Annotated in this window: 11 protein-coding genes; all 11 read right to left on the bottom strand. The window is 63.7% G+C overall.

The features are described 5' to 3' along the window. Positions 1-26 precede the first annotated feature (26 nt). The 11 genes from HAQ05_RS03975 to gap all read right to left on the bottom strand — a co-directional run bounded on the left by HAQ05_RS03975 (position 27) and on the right by gap (position 13,895). Entirely contained in the window at positions 27-1,403 is a 1,377-nt protein-coding gene (locus HAQ05_RS03975) for an L-serine ammonia-lyase (RefSeq protein ID WP_190417633.1), read from the bottom strand. Between the two features lie 136 nt (positions 1,404-1,539). Then, positions 1,540-4,395: an aminomethyl-transferring glycine dehydrogenase gene (gcvP, locus tag HAQ05_RS03970; protein ID WP_190417631.1), complete on the bottom strand. Its 2,856-nt coding sequence runs from the start codon at positions 4,393-4,395 to the stop codon at positions 1,540-1,542. A 10-nt stretch (positions 4,396-4,405) separates the two neighbouring features. After that, positions 4,406-4,783, bottom strand: coding sequence for a glycine cleavage system protein GcvH (gcvH, locus tag HAQ05_RS03965; RefSeq protein WP_190417629.1), 378 nt, complete (start codon positions 4,781-4,783; stop codon positions 4,406-4,408). Between the two features lie 234 nt (positions 4,784-5,017). Beyond that, positions 5,018-6,526, bottom strand: coding sequence for a sigma-54-dependent transcriptional regulator (locus HAQ05_RS03960; protein WP_190417627.1), 1,509 nt, complete (start codon positions 6,524-6,526; stop codon positions 5,018-5,020). Positions 6,527-6,584: 58 nt separating this feature from the next. Continuing rightward, positions 6,585-6,944, bottom strand: a complete 360-nt coding sequence (locus HAQ05_RS03955) for a DUF5064 family protein (RefSeq protein WP_190417625.1) — start codon at positions 6,942-6,944, stop codon at positions 6,585-6,587. A 331-nt stretch (positions 6,945-7,275) separates the two neighbouring features. Beyond that, entirely contained in the window at positions 7,276-7,671 is a 396-nt protein-coding gene (locus HAQ05_RS03950; protein ID WP_190417904.1) for a YbaN family protein, read from the bottom strand. Between the two features lie 52 nt (positions 7,672-7,723). Further along, positions 7,724-8,308, bottom strand: a complete 585-nt coding sequence (locus tag HAQ05_RS03945) for a biliverdin-producing heme oxygenase (protein ID WP_190417623.1) — start codon at positions 8,306-8,308, stop codon at positions 7,724-7,726. Between the two features lie 130 nt (positions 8,309-8,438). After that, positions 8,439-10,940 carry a TonB-dependent receptor gene (locus HAQ05_RS03940; protein ID WP_190417620.1) on the bottom strand — a complete coding sequence of 834 codons (2,502 nt, stop codon included), beginning with the start codon at positions 10,938-10,940 and terminating at the stop codon, positions 8,439-8,441. 315 nt (positions 10,941-11,255) lie between these two features. Beyond that, complete coding sequence (locus HAQ05_RS03935) at positions 11,256-12,194, bottom strand: FecR family protein (RefSeq protein ID WP_190417618.1); 939 nt, start codon at positions 12,192-12,194, stop codon at positions 11,256-11,258. 104 nt (positions 12,195-12,298) lie between these two features. Continuing rightward, a complete protein-coding gene (locus HAQ05_RS03930; RefSeq protein ID WP_190417616.1) occupies positions 12,299-12,811 on the bottom strand; it encodes a sigma-70 family RNA polymerase sigma factor in 513 nt (170 codons plus the stop codon). 82 nt (positions 12,812-12,893) lie between these two features. Next, complete coding sequence (gene gap, locus HAQ05_RS03925) at positions 12,894-13,895, bottom strand: type I glyceraldehyde-3-phosphate dehydrogenase (protein WP_190417613.1); 1,002 nt, start codon at positions 13,893-13,895, stop codon at positions 12,894-12,896. Positions 13,896-14,068: the final 173 nt, after the last annotated feature.

The following is a 14,068-nucleotide window of genomic DNA, read 5'->3' as shown; positions in this document are numbered from 1 at the left end:
CTCCTAAGGTTAAATCGGGTTCGCCGTCAGCATTCGATGATGTTGACGGCCAGGCCGCCGCGGGCGGTTTCCTTGTATTTGCTTTTCATGTCGGCGCCGGTTTGGCGCATGGTGCGAATGACTTTGTCGAGCGACACGTGATGTACGCCATCGCCACGCAAGGCCATGCGCACGGCGTTGATTGCCTTCACCGAGCCCATGGCGTTGCGCTCGATACACGGCACCTGCACCAACCCGCCGATCGGGTCGCAGGTGAGCCCCAGGTTATGTTCCATGCCGATCTCGGCCGCATTCTCGACCTGCGCGGGGCTACCGCCGAGGGCCTCGCACAGCCCGGCGGCGGCCATCGAGCAAGCTACCCCCACCTCTCCCTGGCAGCCCACCTCGGCTCCGGAAATCGAGGCGTTCTCTTTATAGAGAATGCCGATGGCGGCGGCGGTGAGCAGGAACCGCACCACGCCGTCTTCGCTGGCGCCCGGGCAGAACCGCCGGTAGTAATGCAACACCGCTGGCACAATGCCGGCAGCGCCGTTGGTAGGCGCGGTGACCACGCGCCCGCCGGCGGCATTTTCTTCATTGACCGCCAAGGCGTACAGGTTGACCCAGTCGAGCACCGCCAGTGTATCGCGCAGCGCTGCCTCGGGTTGGCTACACAGTTGCCGGTGCAGGGCCGCGGCCCGGCGGCGCACCTTCAGGCCCCCGGGGAGGATACCCTCGTTGCGACAACCGGCGGCCACGCAATCTTGCATCACCTGCCAGATGTGCAGCAGCCCTTGGCGGGTTTCGGCTTCGCTGCGCCACGCCGCTTCGTTGGCCAGCATTACTGAAGACATCGCCAGCCCGTGCGCCTGGCAATGCGCTAACAACTGCCTGGCGGTGGTGAACGGCAGCGCCAACGGGGTACGGTCGGCCACGATGCGGTCGTTACCGGCGGCGCTTTCATCGACCACGAAGCCGCCGCCCACCGAGTAGTACTCGCGGCTGCGAAGCTGCAGGCCGGCCGCATCGAAGGCCCGGAACACCATCCCATTGGGGTGGTAAGGCAAGGGTTTGCGGATCAACGCCAGGTGTTGTTTTTCGTTGAACGCGATGCTGTGTTCGCCCAACAGGTTCAGCCGCTGGGCCTTGCGGATCGCCTGCACCCGCGGTTCTACGCTGGCGGTGTCGACCGTGTCGGGCTGTTCGCCCTCCAGGCCCATTAGTACCGCTTTGTCGCTGCCATGGCCCTTACCGGTTGCGCCCAGCGAGCCGTACAGCTCTACCCGCAGGTGTTGCACCCTGGCCAGTAGCCCGTCGCGCCGCAAGCCTTCGGCAAAGCGCGCCGCCGCCCGCATCGGCCCAACGGTGTGCGAGCTGGACGGGCCGATACCGATCTTGAACAGGTCGAACACAGACAGCGACATGGGTGTGCTCCAGGTAAACATCGCATGGGCCCAGGCGCCCACGGTAGCGCTTTGCCGCGACATGCAGGCGAAGCGCACCGGGGCGTTATCACCCCTCGCCGCAGGGGCGGCGGGGCCCTCCCGGGGCGTGTTCGGTTCAGGCGTCTTGGTAGGCCTCGATAGGCGGGCAGGCGCACACCAGGTTGCGGTCGCCATAGACGTTATCGACGCGGCCCACCGGCGGCCAATACTTGGCCTGGACCAACGAGGGCAAGGGGTAGGCCGCCTGTTCGCGGCTGTAGCCATGTGCCCACTCCTTGACCAATTCGGCGGCGGTGTGCGGGGCGTTCTTCAGCGGGTTGTCGTCTTTGTCCAAGGTGCCGGCCTCGACTGCGCGGATTTCCTCGCGAATGCGGACCATGGCATCACAAAAGCGGTCCAGTTCTTCGCGCGATTCGCTTTCGGTGGGCTCGATCATCAACGTGCCCGCCACAGGGAACGACATGGTGGGGGCATGGAAGCCAAAATCGATCAGGCGCTTGGCCACGTCATCCACGCTGATACCGCTGCTGTCCTTGATCGGCCGCAGGTCGAGGATGCATTCGTGAGCGACCAGGCCGTTGCTGCCGGTGTAAAGCACCGGGTAATGCTCTTCGAGGCGGCGGGCGATGTAGTTGGCGTTGAGGATGGCCACCTGCGAGGCGCGCTTGAGGCCCTCGCTGCCCATCATGCGGATGTACATCCAGGTAATCGGCAGGATGCTGGCGCTGCCGAACGGCGCGGCTGCCACCGCCCGGGCAGGCTGTGCCAGGTGCCCGTGGCCGGGCAGGAACGGCGCCAAGTGGGCCTTCACGCCAATCGGGCCGACGCCTGGGCCACCACCGCCGTGGGGGATGCAAAAGGTTTTATGCAGGTTCAGGTGCGACACGTCGCCGCCGAACTTGCCCGGTGCGCACAGGCCCACCATGGCGTTCATGTTGGCGCCATCGATGTACACCTGGCCACCGTTGGCGTGGATGATCTCGCAGATCTGGCCGATACCCTCCTCGAACACGCCGTGGGTGGAAGGGTAAGTGATCATCAAGGCGGCCAATTGTTCGCGGTGCTGCTCGGCCTTGGCGCGCAGGTCGGCAATGTCGACGTTGCCACGGGCGTCGCAGGCGGTGACCACCACCCGCATGCCGGCCATGTGCGCGGTGGCAGGGTTGGTACCGTGGGCTGAGGAAGGTATCAAGCACACATCCCGCTGCGGCTCGCCCCGGCTGTGGTGGTAGGCGCGGATCGCCAGCAGGCCCGCGTACTCGCCTTGCGAGCCGGCGTTCGGTTGCAGCGACACGGCATCGTAGCCGGTGGCCTGGCACAGCATGGTTTGCAGCTCGTCGATCATTTGCTGGTAGCCCTGGGCCTGTTCGGCTGGCACGAAGGGGTGCAGGTTGCCGAACTCGGCCCAGGTGATCGGCAGCATCTCGCTGGCGGCATTGAGCTTCATCGTGCAAGAACCGAGCGGGATCATGGTGCGGTCCAGGGCCAGGTCCTTGTCGGCCAGCTTGCGCAAATAGCGCATCAGCTCGGTTTCGCTGTGGTAGCGGTTGAACACCGGATGGGTGAGGAACGCCGATTGCCGGCGCAGGCCTTCAGGCAGGCGTGCATCGCAGCGTTCGAGCAAGGCCTCGACGTTCGGTTGTGGACCGCCGAACAGCGCCCACAATGCTTCCACGTCGGCTTGGCGGGCGGTTTCATCGAGTGAGATGCCCAGGCGTTCGGCATCGACTTCACGCAGGTTGATCCCGTTACCGCGTGCCTTGGCCAGCAGCGCCGCGGTGCGTGGGCCGGTGCGCAGGGTCAGGGTGTCGAAGAACGTGTGTTGTTCCACCACTTCGCCCATGTCGGCCAAGCCCGCGGCCAATAGTACGGTCAATGCATGGGTGCGCTCGGCGATCTGCTTGAGGCCCGCCGGCCCGTGGTATACCGCGAACATGCTGGCGATGTTGGCCAGCAACACTTGCGCGGTGCAAATGTTGCTGGTGGCTTTCTCGCGCCGGATGTGTTGCTCGCGGGTTTGCATGGCCAGGCGGTAGGCCGGCTGGCCGTGGCGGTCGATCGACACACCGACCAGGCGGCCAGGCATGTCGCGCTTGTACCCATCGCGGGTAGAGAAGTACGCCGCATGGGGGCCACCGAAGCCCAGTGGTACGCCGAAACGCTGGGCACTGCCAATGGCTACATCGGCGCCCAATTCACCCGGGGGGGCCAATAGGGTCAAGGCCAGCAGGTCGGCCGCCATCGCCACCAGCGTTTGGCTGCTGTGCAACCGTTCGATCACGCCTTGGTAGTCGAACACATCGCCGTGGCTGGCCGGGTATTGCAGCAGGGCGCCGAAAAACGCGCTGGTGTCACCCAGTTCGCGCTCATCGCCCACCACCACCTCGATACCCAGCGGTTCGGCACGGGTGCGCAGCACCGCCAGTGTTTGTGGGTGGCAATGCCGCGAGGCGAAAAACGCTTGGGCGGTTTTGTTCTTCGACAAGCGTTTGCAGAACGTCATGGCTTCGGCGGCCGCGGTGGCTTCGTCGAGCAACGAGGCGTTGGCGATGGGCAAGCCGGTGAGGTCACTGACCAGCGTTTGGAAGTTCAGCAAGGCTTCCAGGCGGCCTTGGGAAATTTCCGGTTGGTAAGGGGTGTAGGCGGTGTACCAGGCGGGGTTTTCCAATAGGTTTCGCAGAATCGGCGCCGGCGTGTGGGTGTTGTAATACCCTTGGCCGATCCAGCTTTTGAGCAACTGATTGCGCCCAGCGATAGCCTTGAGCGCAGCCAGGGCGTCGGCTTCGCTTTGCCCTTGGCGGGGCGGCAGCACGCTGGTGCCCTGGATGCTGGCCGGGATCACCGCAGCGGTGAGCGCGTCGAGCGAGTCGAAGCCCAAGGTATTGAGCAGGGCCTGTATGTCGCTGGGGCTGGGGCCGATGTGCCGGGCGATGAATTCGTTATCGGTGGTCAGGGCGGTACGAATGGGCATGGCGGTCTCCTCAACCCTGGTTGGCGATCAATTGATCATAGGCCGCCTGGTCGAGCAGGTCGGCCATTGCGCTGGCATCGTCGGGCCGAAAGCGGAAAAACCAGCCCTCGCCCAGCGGCGCTTCGTTGGCCCGCTCAGGTGCCTCGGCCAGCAATAGGTTGGCCTCCAACACGGTACCGGCCAGCGGCATGTTGATGCTGCTGGCAGCCTTCACCGATTCCACCACCGATACCTCGGCACCCACGGCATAAGCGCGCAATTCGGGCAACTGTACATACACCACATCGCCCAGCGCCTGTTGGGCAAATTCAGTGATGCCCACGGTGACGCTGCCGTCGCTTTCGGCGCGCAGCCATTCGTGTTCAACGGTGAAACGCAACTCGCTCATGCAAACTCCTAAAGGCGAACGCAGCCCAGCCGGGCCGGATGCACTTTGTTTGCAAGTTAGTTGCCAAGTGGCCAAAGGCGCTATTTCCGGGGCGTTGGCCGGGGCGAGGCCCCAGGGTGCCTGTAAAGAAAACGTTACGACAGGCAGCCCGGGAGCAGTACCACAGCGACAAAGCCTTGGCTGGCAGCGACATGCCTTAGGGTGTAAAGAAATCACTACGATGTAGCGAAATCTTTACGATGCGCCGGGGATGCCGTATTTACGCAGGCGATTGGCAATGGCCGTATGCGACGTGTGTAGCCGCTGCGCCAATTGCCGGCTGGAGGGGTGCTGGTCGTAGAGCTTCTGCAGCAGTGCTTTTTCGAAATCGCCCACCGCCTGCTCCAGGCTGGTGACGTCGCGCTCGGTAGGGGGGGTGATGGCGGTCCCGGCGATGTCCAGGTCGGCTAGGCCCACCACGTTGCCCTCGCCGATGGCTGCCGCGCGGAATATCACGTTTTGCAGTTGGCGAACGTTGCCTGGCCAGCGGTTTTCCAGCAACGCCGGGTAGGTGGCCGGGGCCAGCCGGCAGATCGGCCGGCCGATCTGGGCACAGGCCTGGCGCATGAACCAGCGCGCCAATAACAGGATATCCTGGCCGCGTTCGCGCAAGGGTGGCACTTCGAGGGTCAATACGTTAAGGCGGTAGTAGAGGTCTTCGCGAAAACTGCCTTCGAGCACCCGCCGGGCAAGGTCGCGGTGGGTTGCACTGAGAATCCGCACATCGACACGGATCTCGCGGTCACCGCCCACCCGGCGGAAGCTGCCATCGTTGAGAAAGCGCAATAACTTGGCTTGTAGGTAGGGTGACATCTCGCCGATTTCATCGAGAAACACCGTGCCTTGGTGGGCCATCTCCACCAGGCCCGGCTTGCCGCCCCGTTGTGCGCCGGTGAAGGCGCCGGGGGCATAGCCGAACAGCTCACTTTCGGCGAGGTTCTCCGGCAATGCCGCGCAATTCAGCGCCAGGAACGGCGCATTGCGCCGTGCGCTGGCGGCATGGCAAGCCCGCGCGACCAGCTCTTTACCGGTGCCGGTTTCGCCGTGGATCAACAGCGGCGCATCGAGCACCGCCACCCGCTGCGCCCGGGCCTTGAGTTGGGCAATGGCCGCCGATTCGCCGAGCAGGGCATCGAACCCTTCGGCGTGGTCATGGTGCAAGGCGGCCAAGCGCTCGCCCATCCGGTTGGGCGGGTAAAGCGTGACCAAGGCCCCGGCATGGGCAATGGGTGTGGCATCGAGCAACAGGCTTTCGCCCTTGATCGTGACTTCCCGCAGCGGCAGCCGAAAGCCTTGTTCGTGTAGGGTGCCGAGCAATGCTGGGTCTTCGCACACCTGGGCAATCGAGGCGCCGGCGGGGTCGGCGCCATACAGCGAGGCCATCGCGGGGTTGGCCAGCACCACCTTGCCGGCGCCATCCAGGGCGAGTACCGGGTCGGCCATGGCCGCCAGCAGGGCATCGAGCTGCAAGTGGCGGCGTTGCCCCGGCAGGATGTCGACCACCGTGACCGCTTGCACGCCGCGTATGGCCAGCAATGCGCCGCGCAGTTCGCCCAGCACCTCGGGGCTGAGGGTGGGCGCGTCGATATAAACGTTCGGCGGCACCATTTCCACGGCGTCGAGGTTGAGGTTGCGGGCGCCGAGCAGGGCAAGCACCTCTTGGGTGATGCCGACGCGGTCGTGAAAACTGACGTGAATACGCATGGTGCAAGCCGCAGTGGTCGAAGGCTGCGATTATGCCTCGAAAGTGGGCGCCGCGCCGTCAAAGCTTGTCGAGGCGCTCGGCTGAAAGGCCCTCGCCGGGCTTGATCTCGAGCTGGCGGCGGATGTCTTCGAACATCTCGTCGTACTGCTTGTGCAGGCTCAATGGCACCACCTGGGTGGGCGGTAGGCCATTCTGGCGGGCTACGTGATCCACGTGGCTGGCGAAGTTGAAAGCCAGTTCGCGCGGCAGTTCGAAGTGTTCGTCCACCGGTTTGCCGGCAATGTCGCCCAGCACGCTGAAGTGCACGGCGCGGCCATGCTCACTGTGTTGCACTTCGTAGCGGATATGAAGACTGTAGGCGACATCTTTGCGCTGTACGGGGAGGTGTTCGAGGTGCAGGTGACCGGGTTGGTACATGGGCCTGGCTCCTGGGGCGCGGAAGGGATAAGCCGCTCTACCTTAGCGCATTTCACACCTTGAAGGGGTCTACCCAACGGATTTGTTCGACAGCCAGCGCTTGGCCCTGCTGCACCGCCCGGTTACGGTGTCAGCCAGTTCCTATCGCGGTGTTTGAGGCGCTCGCACCAGCGGTGCCGCATGAATATTACTGCCGGGCAACACCCCCAGCGGCAGAAGGTGCCGCCCCGTCTGAGGCACCGCACTGATGCCCCTGGGGCGCCGTTCGCCGGTTGATCAGAGCTCGGCAATCGGCGGGGGCGGGCCGTGCTTGAGCCCAGCCGACAGGGGGTTATTCGGTGGGTGGCTCCGGCCGCGACCAGAGCCACAGGTTGACCAGCACCATGCCGGCGATGGCAGCATAGATCGGCCAGTAGTGGCGCAAGGTCAACCACATGATGATCGCGCATAGCAGCATGCTCACCGTAGCACTGACCTTGGCCTTACGCGCGATACGCTTGCCGTCGTGCCAATTTTCGATCATCGGGCCGAATAGCTTATGGTTAGCCAGCCAACGGGCAAGCCGCGGCGAACTGCGAGTGGCCGCCCAGGCGGACAACAGCACGAACTCGGTGGTCGGCAGCCCCGGAATGAAAATGGCTACGATGCCGATGCCCAGGCTCACATAAGCGAGCGCCCCGTACAGGGTACGGGCGAGGCGGGAGCGGGTGGGCGGAACGTAGGGCATGATACTGGCCTGTGCATCGATGGCCGCGCCGCCACCAGGTTGCGCGGTGCGCTCAAGCCGGTGCGGTGTGGGCATAGGCTTGGCGCAACAAAACGGTAAAACGTTCGAAAGCAGCGCCCGCCGCGTGCTCGGCCAGGGTGTCTTCGTGTTCGCTCAGGGCCAACCCGTCGAGCATCCGGGTGAAGCGCTTCCAGCCTTCGGCGCGGCCGCCCGCGGGTTCGCCCAGGTGGCGGGCCCCGAAGCTCTCGGATAAACCCAGGGCAGCAGCACGCTTGATCAGGAACGCGGCGCCGAGTTTCGACCCTTCGGAGACAAAAAGCCAGCCCAGCGCAGCGGCCACAGGCAGGTCACCCAAGGTATCGGCCTCAGCCGGGGGGATTTCCATGCCCAGGTCGATGAGGTCATCGGCGGCCTGCTGGGCGCGGCAGCGTTCGGCCAGGTCGGGGATCAAAGCCACCAGCCGCGGGTCGCGGTAGAGCGGTTGCAGCGCCCTTTGAAAACGATACTGTGCCACCACGAAGTGGGCGAAGTGTTCGCGGCTGTCAAACGGGGTGTAGGATTTGACCAGCGCGTCGAGCTGTTGGTGAGGCGCATGGATAGCGCGGTTCAGGCGTTGTGAGCGCAATTGGGCGGGCATGGTGAAAGGCCTTATGGAAGTGGTTATCAAGAAAGACGAAGCAACGCGCCGGGAACGTAAAAAATAGCCCTGGGCGCGCGCCTGCGCAAAACGGCACGCCACGCTGCCACGGCGTGTAGCGTGCCCGGCGTCAAATCTGCCACACCACATTTACCGCGAAGTTGCGCCCTGGCTCGGTGAGGCGGTCGAGGTTGGCTGGGGCGGTTACGGCGGCTTCGCCAAAGGCGTCGTAGCCGCGTACGCTATCCCACTGCCAGTATTTTTTGTCGCCCAGGTTGTAAACTCCGGCATTGACGGTGATGTCGTTCGTAACTTTATAAAAGCCGCTCAGGTCGAGCACGCCGTAACCGGGGGCATTGAATACGCCGCCGCCGTCCGGGGCGTGGTAGGCGGTTTGGTCGATGCGGTCTTTGCGCCGTACCACGGTCCAGTTCAATAGGCCGCCATAACGCGACTGTTCATAACCTAAGCCCAACACCCCGGTGAGTGGGTTAACGCTATTGAGTGGCGCGCCGGTGTCGTTGTTGCGGCCACGGGCATAGGCCAAGGAGCCTTGGGTGTACCAGCCGTGCGGCGTACCGAAGTGGTTGAGGTTAAGCCGCCCGCTCAGCTCTGCGCCGCGGATGGTGGCGTGCTTGATGTTGGCGCTTTTGAAGGTGGTTTCATCGTAGCCGGGGGCTATGGCGTTTTCGTCGATGAAGTCCCGGTAGGTGTTGTAAAACAGCGCCACGCTGAAGTGCCCGGCATCGAATTTACCGCGCAGCCCCGTCTCGTAGCTGCGGCTGCGCTCGGGCTTGAGGTGGGGGTTAGGTTCGACCCGGTAGCCCTGCGAGAGGTTTTCGAAACGGCCGTACAGGGCCTTGGCGGTGGGGGTGCGGAAACCCTCCGCATACTGGCCATACCCGGTGTAGTGATCGTCGAAAGCGTAGGTGATGCCCAATTTGGGCGTTAAACGGTGCCACGTCTTGGTCTTGTCGCTGTATTCGGTGTTGCCCGGGTCCTTGATCGAAGCCAGGAATTTGTCGGTCAGATCCGGCGCCAGGTGAGTGTAGTCATAGCGTACGCTCGGCAAGAAGCTCCAGGCATGCCACTGGATTCGGTCTTGGGCGAACAGGCTGTAGGTGTCGATGGTCGGGTCGGGGAAGTCGCTGGTCGGGACCAAGGTGTCGCGCGGGTCCGGGCTGGGCGCGCCCACGGCCGTACAGCCACGGCCCACCGTGGTGCACACCGCAGTGCCGGTGCGCAGGCCGGTGACCTTTTGCCGCTTGAGGGTGGTGCCATAGGTCAGCAAATGGTCGATGTCGCCGAGCGAAAGGGCCTTTTCGAACTGCGCGTCGAAAACCCACTCGCGGTCTTTATAGGTGGTTTGGCGGTGGCGTAGCACTTGGTAAGCCGGTGTATAGAGTTCATCGGTTCGCTGATCTGTTTTGCCGATCTGGTAGTTCAGGCTCCATTTGGCGTGGTCGGCCAGCAGGCTGTTCAGGCCCCTATCATGGGTGATGCCGAAACGCTCACGGGTGATGGTGTCGTTACCGGTGCGCCAGCGGTAGGCCCCTATGCCCTGGCCGCCGAAATAGGGGCCGCCGTAGGCGCTTTTTTGGTCGGTGTCGACATCGCTTTTGTAGTGTTCGTAGACCAGGCCCAAGCGGCCATCGTCGTTATAGTCCCAACCGGCTTTGGCCAGCACGCTGGTGATGTCGGCGTTTTCGGGGTTGGCCGCGGTGCGTGTGAGGCCAGTGCTGTGGTTGCCACCGTAGGTTTCGGTTTCATGGCCACTGCGTTGTGAGAAGTGCAGCAAGCCGTCGAATTCGCCGTTACGGCCGGCCACGGTGGTGGATTTTAGCCAGCTGTCGTCGGCTGAACTGTAACCGGCCTTGAGCCGGGCGCCCACCTGTTGGCCGGGTTTGATGATGTCGCTGGGGTCCAGGGTGTAGTAGCTCACCGCGCCGCCGATGGCATCGCTGCCATACAGCGCCGAGGCGGGGCCGCGTAGGATCTCGACCCGTTTGACGATTTCCGGGTCTACATAATTGCGATTGGTTTGTGCATAAGGGCCGTTGAAGTAGCTGCTGGGGATAGTCACGCCATCGACCTGGGTGAGTACCCGGTTGCCGTCGATGCCGCGAATGTTATAACCGGTGAGCCCGGCACGGTGGCCGGTGCCGCCCACCGATACGCCGGGCTCGTAGCGCACCAAGGCTTTGAGGGTGCCGCTGTTGTCGCGGTCCAGCCCCTGGCGGTCGAGCACGCTTACCGTACTGGGCACGGCATCTACCGGCTGCACGGTACGGGTGGCGCTGATGGTGGTTTGCGGCAACTCCACCGCTGCCTGGCTGCTGAGCACAACCGACTGGGCCGCCAGTTGCTGGTAACCCAGGCCAGTACCGGCGAGCAACTGGGCCAGGGCCTGCTCTGGCGGTAGCTGGCCAGCCACCCCCGGCGAGTCCACGCCGTCGGCCAGCGCAGCCGGCAACCCTACCTGCCAGCCGGTCGCCTGGCTAAACGCGTTGAGGGCGCCGACCAGTGGCTGGCGGTGAATGTGAAAGTCGTAAGTCACAGCCTGGGCCATGGCGGGCATGGCAAAGACAATAGCGGAGGCCAGCAGGCTGGCGTGAAACGCTGAAGGTTGCATCGCGGAACTCCCCAGTGATGCGAATCGTTTGCATTGACTGAGGGGTAGACGTGTGGGGGTGTTGGGGCGCGTAAAAAAGTTTCCAGCGCCGGGCGGCAGGTATGGCAGGCATTGGCTGCCCTGCCGAGATTTGCGCGAGCGCCTGCCCGCCAGTGGGAGTTTCGGCGTTTGTACAAGCATTGAGGCGTGAACGGAGCAGAGCGGGGCAAGGCACCGTGACGAGCCGTAGCAGGGCTATAGCGTGGAGCGGCAACGCGGCGCGGCGGTAAAAGCCACAATCAATAGGATGCAACCCACGGCTGAAGCGCCGCCCTACTAGTTGATGATCACCAACGCTGGAAACTCACGCAACCGCGCTTGTGTAACATGGGCCAGCGAGCGGATCACCGCCAGGGGGTCGTCGAGCTTATAGTTGCCCGTCACGGCCATGTTGCCCAACCGGGCGTTGGGGCTGACGATCCAGCCGGGGTAGTAGCGGCTCAATTCAGCCAGCACCTGCTTGAGCGGGCGGTTTTCGAATACCAGCCGGCCCCGCACCCACGCTAAATCCTGATCGGGGTTCAGCCGGGTGGTGGGACCGAACCCGGCCGGGCCCAGCGCCACCGCATCGCCCGCGCCCAGGTGGCGGCGCTGGCGGCCGTTTTGCAAATCGAGGTTACCGCGTGCCACTTGTACCTGTGCCTGGCCATCGAGGTAACGCACGGCGAAGGCACTGTCACGCACGCTCGCCTGCAATGGCCCCGCCCGCAGCTCCAGAGGTAGGGGGTGGTCGGGCACGTCGAACCAGGCTTCGCCCTGGTACAGGCTGGCGGTTTGCACGCCCCCCTCAAGGCGGCCAGACAACGCGCTTTCCGTGTTCAACAGCACCTGGGAGCCGTCCTGCAGTTGCACGCGATGGCGTTCGCCGGCGCCGGTCAGGTAGTCGGCCTTCAGCCGCAGCGGCAGGTGGGTGGTGAGCGCCACCGCCAACACCAGCAGGGCGACGGCGGCCAGCGGTATTAGCCGCGGCCGCCGCGTGGCGCGGTGCCTGCGGGGCTGCTGGCGTTCGATGGCCCGCGCCACTTCGCCGACCACCTCACCGTGCCACAGCGCAGATGCCTTGGCATAGGCATCGGCATGGCTGGGGTGCTGCGCCAGCCAGGCATCGAATTGTTGGCACTGTTCGGGGCTGGGGCTTTGCAGCACGATCAGCCAGTCCATGGCCTGGTCCAACGCCGCGGCGCTGGGCGCGCGCAAGCTGTCATGGTCGGTCATGGAGGCTCCTGGGGCGTAGCGGTGGCGCTGAGCTTAGCAAATACTCCCTTATGGCGTTCCAGAAGTTCGCGCAAGCGGCCAACGGGTAAAACGCCGCGGCTGTTTTACGCCATCCGCTGGGCGACGCCCATGCAGATCGACATGATCAGTTTCAGCTCTTTCTGCACCGTACTCGGCGAAACGCCCAGGTGCTCGGCGATTTCCACGTAGCTGTGGCCCTGCAAGCGGCCAAGGGTAAAGATCTTCTGCTGGCGCGGGGTAAGGTTGGCCAGGCTACTACTTAGGCGCTGTAACAGCCGCTCGGCGTGGGCGGCCTCCTCGGCGCTGCTGCTGTCCTGGGCAACATTCAGCACCACCTCATCGGCCACATCGTGCGCCACTGTGCGTCGGTGCCGCTGGGTGGCGCGCAGGTGGTCGAGCGCCAGGTTGCGGGCCGTTTGGAATACGAACGGCTCGAGGCGGGTAACACTGCGCTCGGCCAGGGCCCGGCTGACCCGCAGGTAGGTTTCGTGCAGCAGATCTTCGGCGGTGCAGGGGTTGCGTACCAGCCGCTGCAGCGCCCGCAGCAGGCTGGGGCGCTGGGTAATGAACAGGCTGTCGAATTGAGACTGGCTCACGAGTGTACCCGGCCGGATAAAGGTAAATGATAATGCTTATCATCTGCCGGGCTCGTCAAGCGGTATCGGGTATTGAATGCTCCTATTTCGCATCGCACAGCGCTAGGCAGTTGTCCAACATGCGGTTGGAGAAACCCCATTCGTTGTCGTACCAGGCCATCACTTTGAGCAGTTTGCCGTTAGCCTTCGTATGGTTGGCGTCGAAGATCGACGACAGCGGGTTGTGGTTGAAGTCAATGGAAACCAACGGCAGGTCGTTGTAGCCCAGCACCGCCGATTGCTCGGCAGCCGCCTTGAACACCGCGTTCACGTCGTCGGCGCTGGCCTGGCGCGCCAGGTTAACGGTCAGGTCTACCAGCGAAACGTTGATCACCGGCACCCGTACCGCCATGCCAGTGAGTTTGCCGGCCAGTTCCGGCAACACCAGGCCGACCGCCTCGGCCGCGCCAGTTTTGCTGGGGATCATCGAATGGGTGGCCGAGCGCGCCCGGAACGGGTCGCTGTGGTACACATCGATGAGGTTTTGGTCATTGGTGTAGGCGTGGATAGTGGTCATCAACCCCTGCTCGATGCCGAACTCGCGGTGCAGCACCTGGGCAACCGGGGCCAGGCAATTGGTGGTGCACGAGGCGTTGGAGATCACCTGGTGCGATGCGCGCAGCACCTCGTGGTTCACCCCATACACCACGGTGGCATCGGCGCCCTTGGCCGGTGCCGAGATGATCACCTTGCTGGCGCCGGCGGCCAGGTGAGCGGCGGCTTTATCCCGTGTGGTGAACAGGCCCGTGCATTCGAATACCACATCCACCTGCTGGTTTTTCCAGGGCAAATCGGCCGGGTTGCGGATGGCGCTGACCGTGATGCGGTCGCCATTGACCGTCAAGCCCTCGGCATCATGCTCTACCGTGGCGTCGAAGGCACCGTGAACTGTGTCATATTCGAGCAGGTGCGCATTGATCTTGCTGTCACCCAGGTCATTGATGGCGACGACTTGCAACTGCTGGCGGTAGCCTTGGGTATACAGTGCCCTGAGCACGTTGCGGCCGATGCGCCCAAAACCGTTGATTGCGATGCGAATGGTCATTGGCAGTACCTACTGTCAGATGGGTGAGTCGTGCCCCCGCCGGGCCATGGTCACAAATCTGTTTGTTATTGGAATTACAAGATTATTCGCTTAGAAATAGAAAACAAGCCCTTTTGATGGCAGTATTTTGTTTTATCTACAACGAGTGACCGGTGCGGCATAAGGTTTCGATC

It is taken from the genome of Pseudomonas typographi, from assembly GCF_014694385.1.
Taxonomy (GTDB): Bacteria; Pseudomonadota; Gammaproteobacteria; order Pseudomonadales; family Pseudomonadaceae; genus Aquipseudomonas; species Aquipseudomonas typographi.
The sequence above is the reverse complement of the archived record's forward strand: the minus strand, read 5'-3'. Positions and strand labels throughout refer to the sequence as shown.